The organism is Actinomyces bovis (genome assembly GCF_900444995.1).
Classification (GTDB): Bacteria; Actinomycetota; Actinomycetes; order Actinomycetales; family Actinomycetaceae; genus Actinomyces; species Actinomyces bovis.
On record NZ_UAPQ01000009.1, the window covers coordinates 41,001 to 62,158 of the forward strand.

The 21,158-nt window shown below is 65.4% G+C and carries 15 protein-coding genes and 1 riboswitch; of the genes, 3 read left to right on the forward strand and 12 right to left on the reverse strand.

Going from position 1 to position 21,158, the window contains the following annotated elements; translation table 11 throughout:
* Window positions 1-60 precede the first annotated feature (60 nt).
* The 3 genes from tatA to DR039_RS08410 all read right to left on the reverse strand — a co-directional run bounded on the left by tatA (window position 61) and on the right by DR039_RS08410 (window position 2,463).
* Complete coding sequence (gene tatA, locus DR039_RS08400) at window positions 61-345, reverse strand: Sec-independent protein translocase subunit TatA (RefSeq protein WP_111836937.1); 285 nt, start codon at window positions 343-345, stop codon at window positions 61-63.
* 136 nt (window positions 346-481) lie between these two features.
* Window positions 482-1,477 (reverse strand): helix-turn-helix transcriptional regulator, encoded by a 996-nt coding sequence (locus tag DR039_RS08405; protein ID WP_111836938.1) that lies wholly within the window; start codon window positions 1,475-1,477, stop codon window positions 482-484.
* A gap of 2 nt (window positions 1,478-1,479) precedes the next feature.
* Window positions 1,480-2,463 carry a helix-turn-helix transcriptional regulator gene (locus DR039_RS08410; protein ID WP_111836939.1) on the reverse strand — a complete coding sequence of 328 codons (984 nt, stop codon included), beginning with the start codon at window positions 2,461-2,463 and terminating at the stop codon, window positions 1,480-1,482.
* Window positions 2,464-2,502: 39 nt separating this feature from the next.
* Here DR039_RS08410 and DR039_RS08415 point away from each other — a divergent pair, with 39 nt between their 5' ends.
* Window positions 2,503-3,675, forward strand: a complete 1,173-nt coding sequence (locus DR039_RS08415) for a DUF3866 family protein (protein WP_111836940.1) — start codon at window positions 2,503-2,505, stop codon at window positions 3,673-3,675.
* A gap of 38 nt (window positions 3,676-3,713) precedes the next feature.
* Here DR039_RS08415 and DR039_RS08420 read toward each other — a convergent pair whose 3' ends face one another.
* The gene (locus tag DR039_RS08420) at window positions 3,714-4,652 is read right to left on the reverse strand and encodes a 1-phosphofructokinase family hexose kinase (protein ID WP_111836941.1); all 939 of its coding nucleotides are present in this window, start codon (window positions 4,650-4,652) and stop codon (window positions 3,714-3,716) included.
* Window positions 4,653-4,771: 119 nt separating this feature from the next.
* On the opposite strand from DR039_RS08420, the gene DR039_RS08425 reads away from it, so the two are divergent.
* Together DR039_RS08425 and hisG are read left to right on the forward strand one after the other, a co-directional pair.
* Window positions 4,772-5,035, forward strand: a complete 264-nt coding sequence (locus DR039_RS08425) for a phosphoribosyl-ATP diphosphatase (RefSeq protein ID WP_111836942.1) — start codon at window positions 4,772-4,774, stop codon at window positions 5,033-5,035.
* 51 nt (window positions 5,036-5,086) lie between these two features.
* Window positions 5,087-5,932, forward strand: a complete 846-nt coding sequence (gene hisG, locus DR039_RS08430) for an ATP phosphoribosyltransferase (protein WP_111836943.1) — start codon at window positions 5,087-5,089, stop codon at window positions 5,930-5,932.
* 68 nt (window positions 5,933-6,000) lie between these two features.
* On the opposite strand, the gene DR039_RS08435 is transcribed toward hisG, so the two are convergent.
* The 8 genes from DR039_RS08435 to DR039_RS08470 all read right to left on the reverse strand — a co-directional run bounded on the left by DR039_RS08435 (window position 6,001) and on the right by DR039_RS08470 (window position 21,116).
* Window positions 6,001-7,050, reverse strand: a complete 1,050-nt coding sequence (locus DR039_RS08435; RefSeq protein ID WP_111836944.1) for an ABC transporter substrate-binding protein — start codon at window positions 7,048-7,050, stop codon at window positions 6,001-6,003.
* Between the two features lie 27 nt (window positions 7,051-7,077).
* On the reverse strand, window positions 7,078-7,851 hold the full coding sequence (locus tag DR039_RS08440; protein ID WP_111837079.1) for an ABC transporter permease: 774 nt from the start codon (window positions 7,849-7,851) through the stop codon (window positions 7,078-7,080).
* Window positions 7,852-8,027: 176 nt separating this feature from the next.
* Window positions 8,028-8,170, reverse strand: a riboswitch (FMN riboswitch).
* A 71-nt stretch (window positions 8,171-8,241) separates the two neighbouring features.
* Window positions 8,242-8,817, reverse strand: coding sequence for a DUF805 domain-containing protein (locus tag DR039_RS08445; protein WP_111836945.1), 576 nt, complete (start codon window positions 8,815-8,817; stop codon window positions 8,242-8,244).
* Between the two features lie 72 nt (window positions 8,818-8,889).
* Window positions 8,890-9,300 carry a dihydroxyacetone kinase phosphoryl donor subunit DhaM gene (gene dhaM, locus DR039_RS08450; protein ID WP_111836946.1) on the reverse strand — a complete coding sequence of 137 codons (411 nt, stop codon included), beginning with the start codon at window positions 9,298-9,300 and terminating at the stop codon, window positions 8,890-8,892.
* Window positions 9,297-9,935: a dihydroxyacetone kinase subunit DhaL gene (gene dhaL / locus DR039_RS08455; RefSeq protein ID WP_111836947.1), complete on the reverse strand. Its 639-nt coding sequence runs from the start codon at window positions 9,933-9,935 to the stop codon at window positions 9,297-9,299. The genes dhaM and dhaL overlap by 4 nt, the downstream gene beginning before the upstream one ends.
* A gap of 2 nt (window positions 9,936-9,937) precedes the next feature.
* Window positions 9,938-10,942 (reverse strand): dihydroxyacetone kinase subunit DhaK, encoded by a 1,005-nt coding sequence (gene dhaK / locus DR039_RS08460; protein WP_111836948.1) that lies wholly within the window; start codon window positions 10,940-10,942, stop codon window positions 9,938-9,940.
* Between the two features lie 133 nt (window positions 10,943-11,075).
* Complete coding sequence (gene acpS / locus DR039_RS08465; RefSeq protein WP_111836949.1) at window positions 11,076-11,561, reverse strand: holo-ACP synthase AcpS; 486 nt, start codon at window positions 11,559-11,561, stop codon at window positions 11,076-11,078.
* 105 nt (window positions 11,562-11,666) lie between these two features.
* Window positions 11,667-21,116 carry a type I polyketide synthase gene (locus DR039_RS08470; RefSeq protein WP_111836950.1) on the reverse strand — a complete coding sequence of 3,150 codons (9,450 nt, stop codon included), beginning with the start codon at window positions 21,114-21,116 and terminating at the stop codon, window positions 11,667-11,669.
* Between the last annotated feature and the right edge of the window lie 42 nt (window positions 21,117-21,158).

Sequence of the window (21,158 nt, forward strand, 5' to 3'; positions counted from 1 at the left end):
CCGCGAGTGGGGCTCAGGCAACCGGAGGCTTGCAGGCGCGCCCTAATGGGCGGAGCCTGCTCAGGCCTGGGGGGCGGCACCGTCCTGCGGGTTGACCGGCTGCGCTGGGGCGGCCTGGCCGGGCTGGGTGGGCTCGGTGTAGTAGGTGCCCTGCTGCGGCTGAATCTGTGCAGGGGGCTGGGCTGCGGGAGTGTCATCATCCTCGCGCAGCTCCTTGACCTCCTTCTTAAAGACCTTCATGGACTTGCCGATGCTTCCGGCGAGTTCAGGCAGCTTGTTGGCTCCGAAGAGTAGAAGGACGACGACCAGGACGACGATCCAGTGCCAAGGCCTCATGGCTCCCATGTGAGTACCTGCTTCCAAGATTGAGGTGGGTTGGCCGAACGTGGCGAGTCTAGCGGTACGCGCTGCATGTGCCGAAAACGCAGGCGTGAGGTTCCACCCAAGGCGTATGAAACTCTTGGGTAGTGCTGCCCGGGGATCAGGCGGGGTAGGCCGCCAGTCCGGCCTGCGCGGCAGCCGCTGCTCGTTGTCTGAGCGCGGCCGGTTCTACCGCCAGCACATGCCGCCCTGCCGAAAGCACCAGGCGCGTTAACCAGTATTCATCACGTCCGCGCACCACCACACGCCAGCGACCGTCCTCCAGCTCAGTGGCGGATTCGCAAGGAATCTCCTCAACCAGCCAGCGGCCTGTGGGCGCCAGTGTCAGTTCCATGCGGGGCCGCTGGTCTGCAGCAGCTTTGCGACGACGGTTCACGAGTCGGTGGGTGACGGTGCCTTCCAGCAGCTGGGCGCTAAGCACCCGGTCCAGACGGAAATCGCGTTCCGCCTGAGCGTGATGGCACCAGGCCTTCAGGGTCAGGTGACTGCCGTCACCGCTCAGGTTCAGCGGCTCAACATCGCGGCTGGTGTGCACGTCATTTGCGGAAACGTATTCCAGGTGGAGCAGGCGATGCTCGCGCAAGGCCTGCCGGACTCGCTCGATGACGTTGGACGCCGCCTGTTGCAGAGTCGCTTTGGGGTGGCTGGATGCTGCCGCGCTGGGCTGAGCAGCTGTGGCCTGACTGCTTGGAGAGGCATGACCTTCCAACGCCGCTTGGATCACCACTTGGGTCTGTGCCAGCGCGGCAGCTGTGTTGTGATCATTGGCAAAAACGCCCTGCAAGACCCGCAGCGCGAGCAGGAGGCTAGCCGCCTCATGGCGGGAGAGTCGGACGGGCGCGTCCAGGCCAAGCCCCTGAGTTAGGTACAGCTCACCGTCCTCTTCCAATGCGTCATAGTCAAAGTCCACTAGGTCTCCCCCGGCCATGCCGGGCAGCCCAGTCATCCACAAGGTGAGTATGTCCTGGCGCAGTTGCTCCGCCTCCACGTTGAAATGCCGCGCCGCCTCTTGGAGGCTTACGCCTGGGTGTGCGCTCACCCAGGCTGGCAAAGCCATAAGCCGGACGAGGCGCTCTGAGCCCGCTGGTCTGGCCATGCTCAGTCCTCACTCTCTTCGTCAGCGGCTTCTAGGGCGGCGACGGCGGCTAGGTGGGCGCGCACGGCCTCCTGCAGATCTTGCGGTGCTAGAACCACGACGTCAGGGCCCATAGCGGCCAGGAGTCCCGCAAAACCCAGGGCGTCGTCGTAAGGCACGCAAACCAGGTCCCGGCCTGCCGGAACAGTTAGCTCCCCTACTTTCGGCGGTGGAGTGACGGCAGCGGCTCGCAGGGCCAGTCCTTTGCCCGGGCTCAGCGCCAGGATCGCCGTCTGTTGCTGTGCTGTGGTCTCCAGGCGGCGTTGGAAGGCGCCTGGCTCACCAATGGGAGCGACTTTGCCAATGATTCGCTGCAACCGAAAAGTCAGCTCACGCCCAGAGTTGGGTTCCACCGCCTGGAGGTACCAGGCTCCTTCGCGCAGCTCCAAGAAGTGGGGCTCAACAGTGCGGCAGGAGACCTGCCCCGAAGAAGGCGAGGCGTAGTCAAAGCAGATTAGGCAGCATTGATCGACGGCGGTCAGTAGTTCCGCGGGCACGCCGGCGTCCACCTTCAGGTTGATCTCACTGCCCGCACCGGTGGGGGTGTCCGCCACCGCCAGCAATTTGGTAACTGCCCGGCGTGCAGCCGCAGGTAAAGCTCCCTGCTGCCAGGAGCGAGCCGCTAGCAGCAGGGCGTCGGCCTGCTGAGAGTTCAGGTGGATAGTTGGCAGCGCGTAGTCCGAGTCCGCGATCCGGTAGCGGGTTTCCACGCCCTCAACCGCTGCTCCCTCACCTTCGGTACGGATCTGGATGCCGAGCTCACGCAAAGTGTCCTTATCTCGCTCAAACTTGCGGCGTTGAGAAGGTCCAGTGCCGTCATATCCTGCGACGCTCTCCAGCAGTTGCACGGCAGTCAGACCAGCTAAGGAGTGGCGCAGTGCGTGAAGCAGGTTGAGTTGGCGTTGCTCAGCCGGCACTGCTTCAGGCTCATTAGTTTCGGGGCTCACGAGCCCAGGCTAGGCGCTGTGGGCCGGTACGGTGGTCACATGATGTGGCGTGAGGGCGTGGTGCGTTCCCTAAGGCGTTCGTGGGGGCCCGCAGGGGCACGCTGCGCGGAGTTGCAGGTGGAAGTGACGGCGGCGCCAGCAGGCGCTGAGTTTCTGGGGCCAGGGCAAGAGCTGCGGGCTGTGGTCTATGAACAGCTCTATGGCATTCCCAAGCCTGGTGCCACTGTGCGGGTGGAGGTATCAGCCTTGGAACGGCGCCTGGGCACTGGCGGACACGGCATGGTGACTGCCTGTTTGGATGAGTTACCGGCAGATCAGCGGGCGCCTGGGCACTTGGTTAAATGCCGTTACACGCCCAGTCAACTGCTGGTGCAGGGGGTGGATGAGCAAGACACCGCGCATCATGGCGTGCTGACCGGAGCCGCTGGCCCCTTAGACCTGGGCGGGATGCCCGTGGTAGTGGCGGATTTGCACTCTTCTTTGCCGGCTCTGCTGGCGGGGATGTTGCCTGCTGCGGCAGGCCAGCAACCGCGGGTGGTTTATGTGATGACCGACGGCGGCGCCCTGCCGTTGGCCTACTCGCAGGCAGTTGCGGCTCTGCGTGAGGCCGGACTGCTGGCTGGAACAGTGACGGTGGGGCAAGCCTGGGGCGGCGAGCTTGAGGCCGTGTCGATTCACAATGGGCTATTGGCCGCCCGGCTGGTGCTAGGGGCAGATATTGCGGTGGTGACTCAAGGACCAGGCAATCTGGGAACCGACACTCCCTGGGGTTTTTCCGGGGTGTCCTGCGGGGAGGCACTCAATGCCGCCGCCGTGCTTGGGGGGCAGCCCGTGGCCTGTTTACGTGTCTCCCAGGCGGATGCGCGTAGCCGTCACCAGGGAGTCTCACACCATTCTTTGACGGCCTACGGGAAGGTGGCTTTGGTGGCCGCCGACGTCGTAGTGCCAGTGCTTGCAGGCGCACTCGGCCAGCAGGTACTGGCGCAGGCGCGGGAGCTGTGCGCCCCGCGGGCTACTGGATCACAGCACCGGCTGGTCGAGATGGAAACTACAGGGCTGCGTGCGGCGTTAGAACGCCTTGAAGCGCAGGCAGGATTGCGGCTTTCAACGATGGGCCGTGGATTGGACGCTGACGAGGCGGCGTTCCTGGCTGCCGCTGCGGCGGGTAGACATGCGGCAGCACTGGCAGGATTCAAGACCGCCGTGCGCTGAGCTTCGCACTATTGCCGTTAAGCTCACAGAAGCTGGGCTTAGGTCACCGGCTCTACGGTGACTCTGCCCCGCAGGCGCTGGTAGGTGGGCAGATCTACTACCCCGGCCACCGGCGTAACCACTGCGGCCACTGACAGCGCCACAGCCTCCTCAAGGGTGTCTCCAGTCAGCCCAGTTGGGTCACGGTGCAGGGCTGCGGCCAGCGCCGCGACCACCGAGTCACCGGCGCCGGTGGGGTTGACTACTTTCACTTCCGGAGCAGCGGCGTGCCAGGCTTGACCGGCACTGCCACCTGCGAAGAGATACATGCCGCGTGGTCCATCGGAGACGACCACCGCCCCAGTTCCTTGCTGCAACAGGGTTTTAGCCCCGGCGCCCAGGTCCTGGGTGCCGGTGGCCTGCGCGAGTTCTTCTCGGTTAGGTTTTACCGCGTCAACCAGGCCAGCACAGGCAACCAGCAGCGGCCCGGAGGTGTCCAACACGGTGCGAGCGCCGCGCTCACAAGCGGCTTGCAACAGCGTCGCCAGGTCTTCAGTAGTAGTTCCTGGGGGGCAGGAGCCAGAGACCACCAGCACGTCGTCGGCTCTAAGAACTGCCATAACCGTCTGCGTGAGCTGAGCCCAGGCCGTGGCGTCAACAGTCGGACCGGCCTCGTTAAAAACGGTTACGGAGCCGTCCTGAGCGCGGACTGCCACCGAAGAACGGGTGGGGTAGGTCGGCCCCAGCTCTACCCAGTCCTGGTCCACCGTCCAGTCTTGCACCAGCTCTCGCAGCTCCGCTCCCCCACGGCCACCCAGGAAGCCGGTGACCCGGCTGCGCAAGCCAAGCTGTCCCAGCACGGCAGCGACGTTCAGACCCTTCCCACCGGCACGGCGCACAATGCTGCTCACGCGGTGGACTTCACCTAGGCGGGGCCGGGGAACCTCATAGGTGATGTCGATAGCAGGGTTCGGGGTGACGACGACAAGCTGCGGCATAGCCACATCATGCCCTAAAGCGAGCGTTATTGCATTAAATCTATGCATTTGGAGCAGAATCGCGCATCGAAGATTGCCTGCTTACCGGCAGCTCTGCGCACTTGCACTAGCCTGACCACATGAAGACTTTTGAAGAACTCTTCGTCGAGCTGCAGGAGAAAGCCACCGCCCGCCCGGAAGGCTCCGGCACCGTGGCGGAGCTAGACCGCGGCGTGCATTTCATCGGCAAGAAGCTGGTGGAGGAGGCCGCCGAATCCTGGATGGCCTGCGAGCACGAGTCCGACGACGCCGCCTGTGAGGAACTCAGCCAGCTACTCTACCACGCACAGTGCATGATGATCGCCAAGGGCTACTCCCTCCAGGACATCTACCGCTTCCTGTGAGCATCCCAGACCCCATTCCCACCCTTCCCTCTGACTAGACAGGCCCCAAAAGTGCTTCGCATTGCCGTACCCAATAAAGGCTCCCTCTCTGAGCCCGCCGTCACCATGCTGAAGGAAGCTGGCTACCGCACGCGCCGCACCGGCCGCGAACTGGTGCTAGTAGATGCGGAGAACGACGTCGAGCTGTTCTTCCTGCGCCCCCGCGACATCGCCGTGTACGTGGGTCAAGGCACAGTTCACGCCGGTATCACTGGCCGGGACCTGCTGCTGGACTCTGGAGTGCAAGCTATTGAGCACCTAGCGCTGGGATTTGCCCGCTCCACTTTCCGCCTGGCCGCTCCCACGGGGACAATTAGTTCCTTGGCGGATGTAGCCGGTAAGCGCGTGGCCACCTCCTATGACGTGCTGGTCCGCAACTACCTCAGCACGCAGGGCATTGAGGCTGCCACCGTGCACCTGGACGGTGCCGTGGAGTCCTCAGTGCAACTGGGCGTGGCGGACCTGATCGCCGATGTGGTGGAGACCGGCACCACCCTGCGCGCGGCTGGGCTGGAGGTCTTTGGGGAACCGCTGTTGGTCTCAGAGGCCGTGCTGATCACCACCGAGCAGTTCCGGGATGAGCCTGCCCTTGCCACCCTGGTGCGTCGCCTTGAAGGCGTGCTGCGCGCTCGCTCTTATGTATTGGTGGACTACGACGTCCCCAAGGAACTGTTGGAGCAAGCCAGCGCACTTACTCCAGGCATCGAATCCCCCACGGTCTCTCCCCTGCACAACCCGCAGTGGGTGGCAGTGCGGGCAATGGTGCCGCGCAAGGATATGAACCGCGTTATGGATGAGCTTTACGAGCTGGGCGCCCGCGCGATTCTGGTCTCTTCACTGTTGGCCTGCCGCCTCTGAGGCTCTATGCCACAGGTCTGAGCTGCGCTAAGTGCTAGCAACCCAGACCTGTTTGTGGCGGCCTTGAGCTAGCCAACGGTGAGCAGCGCGTCGCAGACGGCATCGGTGGTCACTGCGGTGGGGCCAAGTAGCTGGTGGCTGGAGAGGAAGTCAATGGTCTCCCCCACCTGCTCAGGTACCAGGGCACCCACGGTGGTTCTGCTGGCAGGGCGGATGAGCTTAGCGGTGGCTACCGCCACTTCCTTGGCTGCTGCCGCCTGAGTGGAGTCAACTAGGTCCGGCTGGCGGGATTTGGTAGCTTCAACTGCAGCGTCGGCGTCGTCGCAGAAGCGGGTCATGCCCTGGGCGCAGGCAGCCACCAGAGTCTTAAGCTCTTCGCGGTGAGCACTTAGGGCTGTGCGACTGGTGATCAGGGAAGCTCCGAGCAGCGGCACCTGCTCACCGATGCTGATCTCCCTGACGGCAGTGCCTGCCTGACGGAGCTGGACGGCGTCGTTGTTGGAGTAACCGATGATCGCGTCCACCTTGTTGGTGCTGAGCGCAAGTTGCTGGGTGTAGCCGATCTCCCGGATGTCTACGTCCTGATCGCTCAAGCCGGCGTTTTGCAGGGCTAGTTGGAGCGCGAACCAGTTTTCCCCGTAGTGACCAGGCAGGCCAATACTGTGGCCCTTGAGGCTAGGCAGATCCTTAATATCGGAGTCCTCGCGGGTGATAACGGCTACGGGGTAGCGCTGGTAGAAGCCGCCGATAATGACCAACTCATTGCCGTTGGAAGCAGCGACGATAGCTTCGTCTCCCCCAGCCACTACCAGCTGCTCAGTGCCGGAGAGCAGGGCGTCAAAGAGGCCTTCCTCCGCACCGTGGTGACGCAGGGTATTGGCACCCAGAAGGCCTCCGTCCTGAGCCAGGTAGAAAGGCGCGAACTGGATATTGGGCGTGTAAGTCAGTCCGATAGACAGTCCACTTCCGCTGACAGACGTCGCACCGGTGGTGGCGGAGCTCCTGGCTGCTGCCTGCTGGGCGCGGGTGCCAGAAGCACAGGCAGCCAGCAGAGCCAGGCTGGGGGCGGTGAGCGTAGCTGTCAGGAGGCTGCGGCGGGTCAAGGGGAGCTGGTTCATGGTTTGGCCTTTCGGTTAAGGGGCAGTTCAGTGGTCGCGTTGGCCGCGCACGTCGGCGACGACGCGGCTGCGCTGCTCCAGTTGGTGGAGGCAGGCGTGAATGGTGGTGGCGAGCACGCATAGCAGCGTGATCGTGGCGAAGAGCCCGGTGGTATCTGCGCTTTGGCGTTGGGAAGCCAAGACCATGCCCAGTCCGGTGCCTCCCATAGTCATTTCACCGACGACGGCGCCGGTGATGGACAAGGTGAATCCGGTGCGCAGGCCGGCGAGTATGGAGGGCAGGGCGAGAGGCACCTCTAGGTGCTGGATTAGTTGGAGGCCGTGGGCGCCGTCGAGACGGGCTGCATCCATGATGTCTGGGTCCAGGCCGCGCAATCCCACCAGGGTGGTGACGGTAATGGGGAAGAACACCATGAAAGCGCACAGCAGGACTACAGGCCAGGTGCCATAGCCGAACCAGACCACGAATAATGGCGCCAAGGCGATCGCTGGGACCGCTTGGGAGGCAGCTACGTAGGGCAGCACCGTGCGGGCAAAGAGCTGCCAATGGGCTAAGGCCCAGGCCAGAGGCAGGGCGGTGGCGGCGGCTAATAGGCAGCCCAGCAGGGCTTCTTCGAGGGTGGTTGCGGCCGCGGGCAGGAGATTGCTTTGGGTGACTCCGAGCCATAGCCGCTGGGCTACCTTGAGCGGCTCAGGTAGCACGTAGGTAGGTAGGGCGCCGGTGCGGGCGATTAGCCACCAGCCGAGCAACAGCGCTACCCCGAGGGACATGGCGGGCAAAGGGCTGCCCTTGGGAGTCATGAGACCTCTGCGGGAGATGGCGGGGCCGCTGGCGCTCAATGGCGATCCTTCCCGGTATTGGCCCGGGGGCGGTCCCCGAGCGGCTCCGGGGTGAAGGGCGCTATGGTGCTGCCCGCTTGACGCCCGAGGCAGAAACGACCTGCCGTTGCTGCGGCTGGGGCTGTGCCTTTTGGGCGCCCGTGCTGCCTCCCATCCGGACTTTGACCGTCGGTCCTGGAGTTCCACCAGGTCAGCCAGCCTGGTCACCCCGGTGGGATGACGTGGCCGGGTCGCGGACTGTTACCGCCGGCTCGGAATTTCACCGACCCCGGAGCACGTGCTCAAGGGCGACGTTAGCGCCTCCCGGCCCACCCGCGCAAACAGCAGGTGCAGGTGGCAACTGTTGTGGTCTCAGTAGCTCCACTCAGCGCGCCACCGCTCTGGGCGGGAGTCTGTGCAGGCGAGGACTAACAAGATAACCGGCCCAAAGGGCGCAAGTCCCACCAGCAACCACAGTCCAGAACGACCCGAGTCATGCATACGCCTAAAGAACACCGCCATCCGGGGAACGGCGTTAAAGAGGTTGAAAAGAAGAAAGGCCCCTGCTGTCGCCACAAAATAGCCATTAGAGGTAGGATCAGCCTCCACCCCAGATGCTTTACTGGCGGCGGCCGAGGCGGCTAACAACAAGCAGAATATGAGCGCAATTAGGGCATTAACCAACCAAGCCCACCAGTACTCAGAGCGCGAGGCGTATCCGGTGAAAGTGAAAGCGCGCTTGAAATAGCGCTTATACGCTTCAACTGGGGACACGCCATAGGCTGGGGCTAGCTGTGCTGGCACCCGCATAGCCGCAATCCACTCCTGCTTGGAAGGGATAGTTGCCTGAGACGGATATGGCCTCAGCCCTCCCGTAGAGCCAGTCTCGTAAGAATTGCCAGATGCAGAACTGGTCTGGTCATCGGGAAAGTACACAGGAGGGTTCATGAGCTGCCTCTCGTAGATCAGGGAATCACTCTTCGCGCAGCCTGGCAGCACAGACTGCTGGCGACCGAAAGCTTAGCTCCCCAGCACCTGTTGCCGCTTAGCCTCCACGGCAGAGTCAGCCTCTGCGGCCACCTCCGCCAGATCCTTGCCGATTCCGGCCGCCGCGTAGGCACCAACCAGCCCTTCCACCAGAGGCGCGGCACTGAGTCGTACCCGTCCCTCTGCTTCTGGCCCCAGAAGCTCCAGGGCCATTTGGGCACTGAGAACCCCACTGCCCAGGTCCGCTAAGACCAAGACCCCACCGCCATCATCGGCCTTTTCAATCGCCTCCATTACGGCGGTGGCGTCAGTGCCCAGACTGCCGTCCTCCAAACCCGCAGCCAACTCCACCGGGACTTCGAGACCGGGCACCAGCCCGCGCACCAAGCCCAGCACTGCCTCTGCTAAGGGCAGAGAGTGCGAAACCAAGACGATGCCCGTCATTTGGTATCCCCTGAAACGACGTCGGCCAGCGCCCGCACAATCAGCGCCGTGGAGGCCGCGCCCGGGTCAATATGTCCAATCGAGCGTTCCCCCAAATACGAGGCCCGGCCCTTGGTAGCCAGCATGGGTTCAGTGGCGGCCCGTCCAGCTTCTGCTGCCTGGGCTGCTGCCTCCGCCCCGGAAGGCAAATCCGCCGCGCCGCGCAGGGCTTCCAGCGCCGGATACCAGGCGTCAAGCATGGTTTTCTCCCCTGCCTGGGCTTTGCCGCGCTGCACGATGCCGACCACACCGGCCTCCACCGCCGCCGTTAGTGCCCCAAGTTCTAAGGTGGCGTTGCCCTTGCTGCTGGTGGACATGCGCAGGAAGAAAGTTCCGTAAAGTGGTCCCGATGCCCCACCGACCTTAGAAATCAAGGTCATAGCTACCTTTTTGAGCACCGCTTCCGGGCTGTCGAGTGTGTCAGCCTCCACCGCCTCAACGGCGGCGGTCATGCCCCGGCGCATATTTGCGCCATGGTCGGCGTCACCGATAGCGGCGTCCAAAGCAGTGAGTTCATCTGCATGCTCGGTAATCAGCGTGCAGGCACGTCGGACCCAGGCGGCCAGCTCGGCCGCCCCTAGCTCTGTTGCGGTCATGCTCAGGCACCCCAGGTGAGGCCGGGGGTACGCACCGGGGCGTCCCAGAGGCGCAGCAACTCGTCGTCAGTACGCAGCAGGGTTAGGGAGCAGCCCGCCATATCCAGGCTGGTGATGTAGTTGCCAACCAGGCTGCGCTCAACCTTTACACCTGCCTCCTCCAGCAGCTTGGCCACCTCTGCGTACATAACGTAGAGCTCGATCAGCGGGCTGGCACCCATGCCGTTGAGGAAAGCGATGACGCCGTGCCCCTCACCGGCAGGCAACTCCGCGAGAATAGGCTCCACTAGGCGCTTAGCGATCTCGCTGGCGGGCTGGACCGGTTCGCGGTGACGGCCCGGCTCCCCGTGGATACCGATGCCGATCTCCATCTCCGCCTCGGGAAGATCAAAGGAGGGCTTGCCATTGGCTGGGACGGTGCAGGAAGTCAGTGCCATTCCCATGGAGCGTCCGTTGTCTGCCACGCGCTGCGCGATCTGGCGGACTTCCTCTAGGTCCTTGCCCTCCTCCGCGGCAGCACCCGCGATTTTCTCCACCAGCACGGTCACCCCCACGCCGCGGCGTCCCGCAGTGTAGAGAGAATCCTCCACAGCGACGTCGTCGGCAGTGACCACAGTGGCCACCTGCGTGCCGGACTCGGCAGCCACAAGCTCCGCAGCCATTTCAAAGTTCATGACGTCGCCGGTGTAGTTCTTGACGATGTGGAGCACGCCGGCGCCCCGGTCCACCGCAGCGGTGGCCGCTGCAATCTGGTCCGGCACCGGGGAGGTGAAAACCTCACCAGCGCAGGCGGCGTCCAGCATGCCCATGCCAACGAAGCCGCCGTGCAGAGGCTCATGCCCACTGCCACCACCGGAGACCAGCGCTACCTTGCCCTGCTCCTTGGGTACGGCGCGGTAGACGATGTGCTGCTCGGGGTCCACCTTGAGTGCCTGCGGGTGGGCTGCTGCCATGCCCTTGAGGGCGTCCGTGACTACGTCGTCGACGGCATTGATTAGCTTTTTCATGGCGACAACGCTAACCCGGTGAGGTCACAGTCACACTCCCGTTGCGGAGAACTGTGCGGGGAGTGAACCTACGTGCACGCAGCGCAGCCACGACTGCGACATCATTTCATCAAGGTCTGCGTCCGCAGCTCTGTCAGGACGCTGGCGCAAGCACAATCGCCACTGCCCAATCGCCGTCATGGGTCAATGACACCAGCCAAGCGGAGCCCTCTGCTGCCGCCTGGCCCAGGCTGCCAGCCACGGCGCCAGCCACCTGACCGCTTAGCCGCAGTGAGGGACGGCGCCAGCGGTCATTGATAACCTCGATCTCCTGCCAGTTCACAGCCTCAGGCGCGATAACTGGCGGCACTGAATGCCCCGCCTGCTGGTTGATGGCCTGGGACCAAGCCTTGATAAAGGCCTCCTTAGCCGCCCAACGCGCAGCAAGATGTTCAGCTTGCAGAGAGCCTCTTTCATCAGAGCGGCGCACGGCCTCACGCAACTCACGTGCCGTGAAAGCCCGCTCAGCAAAAACCGTGCCCGGAATAGTCAGTTGATGGGCCAGCGCCGGCACATTCACCAGGTCCAGGCCCACCCCCGCCACTTCGGCAGGCAACTGCGGCAACTGTGGTTCCTGCACACCCACCACCTAAGAAACTGCTTGCTCGCGAGGCCAGAGCACCGGCTTCCCTATCTTCCGATTGGTCAGCATAACGATGTCCCGGCCTCGCGAGCATTGATGAGGTCAGTAGGTGCCGTCAGCACCTAGACGGGCAGTCGGGTCCAGCAGCATCGCTGCCTCAACCTCGTGCGGGTCACGATCCACCGTAGCCTCGCCCAAACGGCGTCCCTGCACCTGTTTGAAGAAAGGCGCCCGGCCAATCATGGCGGCCCGACGGCGCCGAGTACCGGCAGCCAAGCGGTCATTGGCGCGGGCCAGCCAGCGGCTAACCGCCTCCTCGCCACCTTGCTGGCGCAGCGCCGCCTCGAAGGCGCCGGGGTGGACCATGGCAATCAGGCCAGAGACGTGTCCGAAGCCCAAGCTGGTGAGCAGACCAGCGCGCACCGGGCCAGCGCCCGGCACCCGACCGCCTACGCCACCGCGGCCAGCCAGACGCATCGGCGTGCGCGGCCACACCCAGAAGACATCCTTCTCCAGGGGCGCATCCACCACGTCCAAGCTGGCATTGCCCGGCACCAGGCCAGTAGCCAGGATCTCCGTCAGACCCGCCACCTGGAACACGGCGGCACCACCCTTGGCGTGGCCGGTCACCGACTTCTGGGACACAGCCACTAGCGGGTTGCCTTCAGTGCGGCCCAGGGCTCGGGCCAAACGAGTGTGGAGCTCTGACTCATTGGGGTCATTGGCCTTGGTGGAGGTGTCGTGTTTGGAAACCACGGCGATGTCGTCGGCCTCCACCCCCAGGGCAGCCAAGGCTCGAGCCAGCCGCGACTGCTGGCCACCCCGACCGGCGCCTAGGGCGCCTAGGCCCGGGGCAGGGATGGAAGTGTGGGCACCATCGGCGTAGGAGGAGACGAAGCCGACCACCCCGGCCACCGGGAGGCCCAGCTCAGCTGCCACGGTCGCCCGGGCCAGGATCACGGTGCCGCCACCCTCGGCCTCCACGAAGCCGCCACGACGGCGGTCATTCGCGCGGGAGAAGTGACGGGCGGAGATGCCCTTGCGGTACATGGCAGCTGCCTCAGCAGTGGCATTCATATTGCCGAAGCCCACCACCGATTCGATGGAGATGTCGTCAATGGCGCCAGCAACTACCACATCCGCCTTGCCTAGGGCGATCTTGTCCCAGCCTTCCTCAATGGAGACAGCAGCTGTAGCGCAGGCCGAAACCGGCTGCACCATGGAGCCGTAGCCGCCGATGAAGGACTGCATGACGTGTGCCGCCACCACGTTGGGTAGCGCCTCCTGGAGAATATCGCTGGGACGCTCCTCACCTAGCAGGCGCCCCACGAACATCTTGCGCATAGATTCCATGCCACCAAAGCCAGTTCCCTGAGTGGAGGCCACGTCACTGGGGTGCACAGCCTGCAAGAGCTCGGCAGGACTGAAGCCTGCAGAGAGGAAGGCATCCACGGCAGTTACCAGGTTCCAGGCAGCAATATTGTCCATGCCTTCAACCATGGCTGCGGGGATGCCCCAGCGGGCCGGGTCAAAGTCCTGCGGGAACTGGCCGCCCACAGTGCGGGACAGGGCTGCGCGGCGAGGCACTCGCACCAAGGAGCCAGACAGGCGGGTGACCTGCCATTCGCCGGTGGGAGCACCCTCCACTACCTCCGGGGCTACACGGGTGTGCTCCGGGTCGGCGGCCTCAAGCGTGCGGGCAGTGGCCTCGTCGGAGACGGTGAAGGTGATGTCCTTCTCCAGGTAGACGGGCACGTCCTCCTCGGCGATGGTGGCGATGACGCCATCGTCAACGAACTCGCGGATGCCGCAGCGGGCAGCTACCTCATCGGCGTAGCGTTCGGCGATCTCCGACTCGTCCACCAGCTCGCCGTCGACGTCGTACCAGCCAGCCTTGGGGCTGTCCTGCCAAGTGAGCAGCCCCATAGCCCAAGCGAGCTCCAGGGTGCCGGCGGCCGTGAGAGACACCGCCTCACCACCGCTCATACCCAGCTCGGCCTCACGACGGGTGCGGCCGGATCCCCAAGTGGAGACCTCACCGGTGGAGACGACAACCACCATGTCCTCCAGCTCAGCCTTGACCTCGCCCCAGTCAGGGGCGGTGGGCTGAGTGGGCACAGCCGGGCTAGGCAGTGCCTTGATGGTGGGGACAGTCTCGGCTTCAGCCGACGTGGCTGGCATGGTGGTAGCAGCCCGCTCACGCAGCGCCACCAGATCCACGCCTTCACCCAAACCACCGGTGAAATCAGCCTGCAAGGGGGCCTGAGCGGCCTGTTCCCGGAGCTGCGGCGTGCACAGAGTTAGCAACTCGGTGGCCATCTCCGCGGTGGACCAAGTGCGCACCCCAGCTGCCTCGACGGCGGCCACGAGCGGGTCGTTGCCACCCATGAGGCCGGTGCCCCGCACCCAGCCGATACGCGGGTGGGCCAGAGTGACGCGGTGCGACCAATTCTTCTCCGAGTGCCACCGGTTTACCACCGCATCCAGGGCGGACTTAACCTCACCGTAAGCGCCGTCGCCACCGAAGATGCCGCGGTTAGGTGAACCCGGCAGAACGACGTGCAGGCGGTGGTCCACATGCGTGTCAGTGCCAATGGTGGACAGGGCAGCAATGGTGCGCTCCACACTCCACAGCAGCAGGCGGGTCTGAGACTCTGCTGCCGGACCGGCATCAGCCAAGCTCCCCATGACGCGCGGTGCAGCGAAGGGGAAGAGCAGAGTGGGCACCAGGGCTTCCTTAACCAAGGTGGAGACACCGCCGGCAGTAACCACTTGCTCATTGCCAACCCAGTCGGCCAGGGCATCCACATCCCGGTAGGAGGCGAGGTTGGCGGGCACGATCCACAGGCGGGCGCCAGCGCTGGCGTGCTCCCGGAAGAGCTTGGTGGCAAATGCCAGGCGCTCGTGGCTCAGGCGCGAGCTAGTGGCCACAACGGTGGCGCCGCCCGCGAGGAGTTCTCCAGTGACAGCAGCGGCAATGGAGCCGGGAGCCACCCCCGTGACTACCGCAACATCCTGCGCCCAGCGGGTGGTGGCGTCGCCAGCCTCGGCCTTACGGCCTGCGGCCTGGCTAATGGCCTCAGCGAGTTCAGCGCGAGCACCGGCATCGGCCAGCTGGCTGGAGCGCAACTGCTTAGCCCACCAGGCGGCCTGGTCAGCTACGGCCTGTCCCAGCCCAGTGAAGCGCTCAGCGGGCAGCAGCCGGCGGGCCTCATCCAAGGAGGTCTCCCCGTTGCCTAGACGCGCTAGATCCTCACGAGCGGTGGCCCAGCGGTCGTCAATGAGCACAGCCTGCTCCGGGTCGAAAGCTGGCGTAACCGACTTCAGCCAGCCCGCACCAAGCTCAGCATCCACGGCAGCAACCAGCATCCGGGTGGAAGCGGCCTCATCAGCGGCGTCAGCAGCCAGGTGCGCGGGCTCGGTTAGGCCCAGCGCGCTGAGTACGGTGCGGGCTGTGGTGGCCAGGACTCCTTCTTCACCGGTGACAGCGGCCGCGAAGGCGTCCAGAGCGGCGGAGTCCACCACGGCTCCACCGGCACCACCTGCAGCGCTGGCCTTGGCGACAGCTATGCCACGCTCGCTGGCCACAGCCTGGACGGCGGCGTCGATAAGGGCGTCTACGGCGGCGGCATTGGTGGCCGGGGCCGAGGAACCCAGCGAAGCTAGGTCTTCTCCACGCATGGAGGCGCCCTCACGGGTGCCTAGCACCAGAGCGGCGGTCACGTGGGAAGCCCAGCCTGCGCCTAGTCCCCAGGTGCTCTTGACCCGCTCGGCTACGCGGTTTACGCGCACGCCGGAGGGGCCGAAGACGCGGCCTAGGCCGGTGCGGACGGCCTCGGTTAAGACTGGGCCGAAAGGCTTGTAGCCGGGGGCGCCCTTGGCCACGGTGGCGGCCAGAGCCGTCATATCGGCGTCGGCGGCGCCGTCGATGCTGGCAAGCTGGAGCTCAGTACCCAGGTCCATAAGGAGCTGGTTGCGTCGAGAAGAGACACCGTTGGTGAGAGTCTCAGTGGTGTCGGTAGCGCCGATCTGCTCGGGGCGAATCCGGGCGGAGTGAGCCAGCAGGAAGGTCAGCGCATCGGTGGCGCTGTACTCCAAGTCCTCAACTGGGCCGGTGGCTGCGGCTGCAGCCGGAGCGGCAGGTGCCGGAGCCGAAGCCGCTTCAGCTGCCTCGGCAGCAGGGGCGGCCTGCGGCGTCGCCTCTGGGGCGGGGCTAGCCTCAGCCGTCTCCTCCACCAGCGGTTCGAGCTCCTCGACGGCGGAGTCAGTGTCCGTGGCAAGTACTCGGGCTTCGTCACGGCGGGCGTTGTAGACCACGACCTTGCGTCCCGCGTGGGCAGGCAAGCGCAGGGTCTGGCTGGCCAGGTTGGCAAGGGTCGGAGAGGCAGCCAAGCCCATCTCGACCACCTGCTTGATGCCCAGACCCCCTTCAGCGATTGCCTTGAAGAGCACGTCCTGGGTTTCGATCCAGCGCACCGGAGAAGCAAACTGCCAAGCCAACAGCTCCACCAGCAGCACCCGGGCCAGGGCGGTCGGGCGGGCAGACCAGGACTCCCAGTCAGCCAGCAGCTCTCGCACCGGCTCGGAGGGAACCACCTCGAGGATTGCCTGTGCAAAGTCGCGGCTCAGCTCAAATGGCCTGGCCACCAAGTTAGGCACGTAGTGTCCTTCAAGGCGGGCAACGTCAAGGTCCTGGGGTACCAGGGAGAGCAGGCGTTCACGGAACTCGGGCACGCCGGGGCGCAGCACCTCAGAGTGGAAGGGCACATCGATGCCCGGCACATACATGAAGGGGTTCTTGCCTCCACGGGCCTCGGCGCGGGCACGCGCATCTGTAGCCAAAGCCTCCAGGCCCTCATTGGTGCCTGCGATGGCGTACTGCACACCGGCCAGGTTGTAGTTGACGATCTGCAGGAACTCACCGGTGCGCTCAGAAACCTCCTTGACGTAGGCCTCTACTGCCTCCGCCTTGATACCAGCCTGGTTGGGGCGCAGAGCACCCATGCGGTAGCGGGAGGCTCCGTGCTCATCGCGCTCCACCAGAGTGTGCATGGTGGAGCCGCGCTGGAAGACGATGGAGATGGTGGTCTCCACCGGCATGACGCGCCCATAGGCAGACAGGGCCGTGTACTCCCCCAGTGAGTGCCCAGCGAAGGCTGCTCCCTCTACGAGCGCGCCGGCCTCAGCCAGGCGGGCGGTGGTGGCCATAGCAACCGTGGCCAAGGCGACCTGAGTGAACTGGGTCAGGTTCAGCAGCCCCTCAGGGTGGCGGTAGGTCACGCCCCGGGCGGTCATTTCAGTGGGGTTGTCACGCACCAGGGCAATCACGGAGAAGCCAAGCTCAGCGCGGGTGTGGGCGTCGGCCCGCTCCCAGACCTCACGGGCAGCCTTAGAAGCATTCATCTCGTCCAGTCCCATGCCCTGGGTCTGGATGCCCTGGCCGGGGTAGACGTAGGCGGTGGGCTCAGGCTCGGTAACGGCGGTTCCACGGGAGACGACCTCGCCGTCAACTCGGCAGGTCACCTCGATGAACTGTCCGCCACCGCGCACCAGGCCGGTGCGCTCCACGGAGACCTCTACCTCGTCCAGCAGCTCAACCGTGCCGTGCATGGTGTAGGTCCAGCCAATCAGGCGGGCGCCAGGAGTACCGTCAGCGGCAGCGGAGGCTGCAACCTGCTGAGCTGTGGCGGATAGCCACATGCCGTGGACCAGCGGCGCCTGCATGCCCGCTACTTTGGCGGCATGGTAGCTGGTGTGGATGGGGTTGAAGTCTCCGGTCACTCGGGCAAAGGCCGTCATATCGGCGGGGGCGGTGACGCGCACGCGGCGCAGCAGGCGCCGGGCGGCGGGCACGGTTTCGCGGCCAGTGCCCCCAGCGAGCTCGGGAGCGGAGGGCACAGCGGTGCCCTGGGCCCGGCCCCGGATGGCGAAGCGTTCGCGCATCAGCGCCACCAACTGGCCCGTGGCGACGTCGGCCAGCTCTAGGCGCACATCTACGACACGCCCGGCGCTGGACTCCTCAAGCGCCGCGACCCAGCCGTCCACCTGGACCTGGGCCTCTGGCCCGGCCCATGCAGATAGCTCAGCCAAAGGAAGTCGCAGGTCAACGGTGTGGTCTAGGTGTACCGCACCCAGCAGGCCCTCAATCAAGGGCATGCCATCTTCGACGACGCTTCCCAGGGCCGCGTAGACCACCGGCCAGCAGGGGCCGAGCAGCGCGTCAGGCACCAGGGCTGCGGCGCTAAGGCTGGCGGGCAATGCGTCAGCGGTAACAGCGGCGTGGTCGGCGCCAAGCGTATCTGCCAGCGTGAAGCGAGCGTGCACAGTGCCGAAAGGCTGGGTTACAGGATGCCCTAAAGCATCCTTGGCATCCGGCTGGGCCGCCACGACCGCTGGCAGTTGCTCGACTAGATCACCGGTGATCGACACGGCCCCCACGCCCGCAGTGGTGCGCAGCAGGTCGTTCATGGTTTCGGGTACGCGCGTCGGGTCTACCAAGGGTACGGCGCCGTCGCTAGAGCGCTGTAGACGCAGGGGTACCACCAGGCGTCGTACCGCGTGGATCTGGTCTCCGCCGGGGGTCTGATCCCAGTGGGTGTCTAGGTGGATATCTAGGTCGTAGGCGTCGGCGGCGACGTCGGGCCGGTGGGTGACGGTGTAGGCGGCCGGGTCCAGGACTCGGGCAGGGTTGGTGGTCAGGTGTCCGTTCCACAGCACGTGGGGGGCGCAGCGGACCAGTTCGTCAGCGTCGGCCACCGGGCGGGCCTGCGCCCCCAGGCCACAAGACAGGCGGCTTGCAGCCTGCTGCTCGGTTGCCCCGGCAGCCTGCAAGGCCTCCACAGCGGCGGTTTCGAAGCGCCCCAGCAGGTCTCCGATGGGCTCGTTCACAGTGGTGATGCCAGCCACGGACACCGGGCCGGGGATGATACGGACCTGGTCAGCGGTGTAGCGGGGGTCCTGAGACTGCCAGAGGGAGTCAGTGCCCCACCAGCGCAGGATATCGGCGTCGACCACAGGCACGAAGGGCACGGGCTTGGGGTGCTTGCGGCACAGATCCACGAACCAGGCTGCATCACTGGGCTCCACCAGCACGGTGGCGGCCGCCGGGTATGCCTGTGCCAAGGAGGCTAGGGCGGCGTCGGCGTCTAGCACTGCGGCGTGGTCTGCGAAAAGCGTGGGAATTTCGCCGGTGTCAGCGGTGGCCAGGCGGGCCTCCACACGGTGCAGCAGGTCCAGGAAACGGTCGTACCAGCCCTCGTCGGCCCAGTCGGCTTCAGTTGCGGCGCGGCCCTCGTGGGGGGCGACGCATAGCTCGGCGTAGCGGGTGGCCCACTGTTGGTAGGTCATCTTCTCCACGTCGCCGAAATAAGGCTTGGCGGTCTTGGCTAGGGCTGCAATCATCTCCTCGCGGTGGGCAGCCATAGTGGCCTCGTCTCCAGCAAGCTCCTGGATGAGGCGGGAGGCACGGGCGGAAGAGTTGTCGATCTCGTATAGGTCAGCCCGCAGGTGAGACAGGCCGGAGGTCATGCCACCCTGGGAGGCGCCGGAAGCCACCCAGCCACCGTCGCAGGAGGGGTCGGTTCCCGGAGTGTCCACGAGGAGTTGTTTAACGTCCTCGTTGGTTTTGGCTTCCAAAGCGGTCATTGCGGCTGTGCCCACCATGACGCCGTCCACGGGCGCGGCAGGAGTGCCATAGGGCAGGGCCCAACGGCCAGTTAGATAGTCAGCGGCTCGCTCAGGAGTGCCGATGCCGCCGCCGACCACCAAAACCACGTTGCTGGCCTGGCGCACAGCGTCGTAGGTGGCCAGGAGCATGGTGTCCAGGTCTTCCCAGGAGTGGTGGCCACCGGCGTGGCCATCTTCCACCTGCATGATGACCGGGGCGTCTGGCACCTGCTTGGCGATAGCTAGCACCTGGCGGATCTGGTCCACGGTGCCGGGCTTGAAGGCCACATAGGGGAAGCCTTCTGCGTGGAAGCGCTTTAGGAGGGCCACGGCCTCATCTAGCTCAGGGATGCCGGCGGAGACCACGATGCCGTCCACGGGGGCCCCAGAACCCCGCGCCTTGGACAGCAGGCGCTGAGCACCCAGGTGCAGGTTCCACAGGTAGCGGTCCATGAACATAGCATTGAAAGCTGCGGTGCGGCCTGGCTCCAGGAGGCGCTGCAAGCCCTCAAGGTTGTGCGCCAGCACCCCCGGGGTGACCTGGCCGCCGCCGGCCAGCTCAGCCCAGTAACCGGCGTTGGCAGCTGCCGCCACGATCTCGGGGTCAACTGTGGTGGGGGTCATGCCTGCTAGCAGGACGGCGGAGCGACCTGTTAGGCGGGTAAAGGCGGTGTCCAGGGTGAGGCGGCCGTCAGGCAGACGGGTCAGCTTCGGGGCGAAACGGGCACGGTCCACGGTGGGGGTGGGTGCGGCCCCCTCCCGCAGCAGGTCGTCTAGGGCAGCAGCAGTGCCTGCCGGCACGACTGCTGCGCCGGTGCCCGCAAGCACTGCCTCGGTCAGGCGGCTCAGCACATTGCCGGGACCTAGGTCCAGCACCAGGCGAGGCTGGCCGGGGGCATCCATGGCTTTGTGGACGGTGGCAGGCCAGTCCACCGGGTCGATCAGCACGGCTGCGGCTAGATCTCGGGCCAGCGCGGTGTCCAGGCCGCAGCGGTCTGCCCAGGTGACGACGTCGGTGACTGCCTGGGCCAAGAGCTCGGTGTGGAAGGGCACGGAAGTGGCCAGGTATTCAGTTACCGGCGCCAGCACGGCGCCGCCCCGACGACGGTCCTTGCGTTCCTGGGCGCTACGGGCAGCAGCCTGCTCCAGGGCGGCAACAACGAGTTCCAGATCCGCGGGGCGGCCAGAAAGGATATGGGCGGCCCGGCCATTAGTAACGCCTACGCTTACGCGGGCAACTGCAGGGACTCTGGCGAGCACACGGTCCAAGATCGTGCGGGTGACCCCGCGGACGGAGAGCATTGGGGTGGCGTCACCGCTGGTGGACAGTCCGGCGCGGGCGGTGGTGCGGGCTGCTGCCGCACCGATTAGGCGCGCCAGGGCGTGCACCTGCACCGCGTCTGTAGTGGAACCGGCAGCCTTTGCGGCCTCAGAGCATTCCGTTCCCAGGGCCTCCAGCAGGGCTACTCCTAGCACTCCCTGGGAGTGGCCGATTGCTGAGGCGGGAGCATGCTCGGTCAGGTTCAGCCCCAACTCGGCCAGCGATACCAGGATCGCGTGCTGGGCTAGCAGGATGCCCGGCACGGATACATCAGCCGTGTCTGCGGCTGCAGCGCCCGTGGGGGCGGGGCTAGCAGGCTCGGCATTATCGTCCAGCAGTCTCAGGCCGCGTGGGGTGATGGTGAGCAGGTCGGTGGCTACGGGGGCAAGACGTGTGGCCACGGCGGCGTCGAGTTCGCGCAGCATGCCGCTTAGGGAGCGGTCCGTGGAGACCAGCTCGCGCAGAGTCTGCCGCCAGGGGGTGGCCTGGCCGCCGAAGGCGAGCACGTAGGGCTCTCCGGCGGTCAGGCGCGCGAAGGTCGTCTTGGGGGTGGGGGTGGCGGTCATCTGCTTCTCCGTCTGGGCTTGTTAGTTCTTCAGGAAGGTATT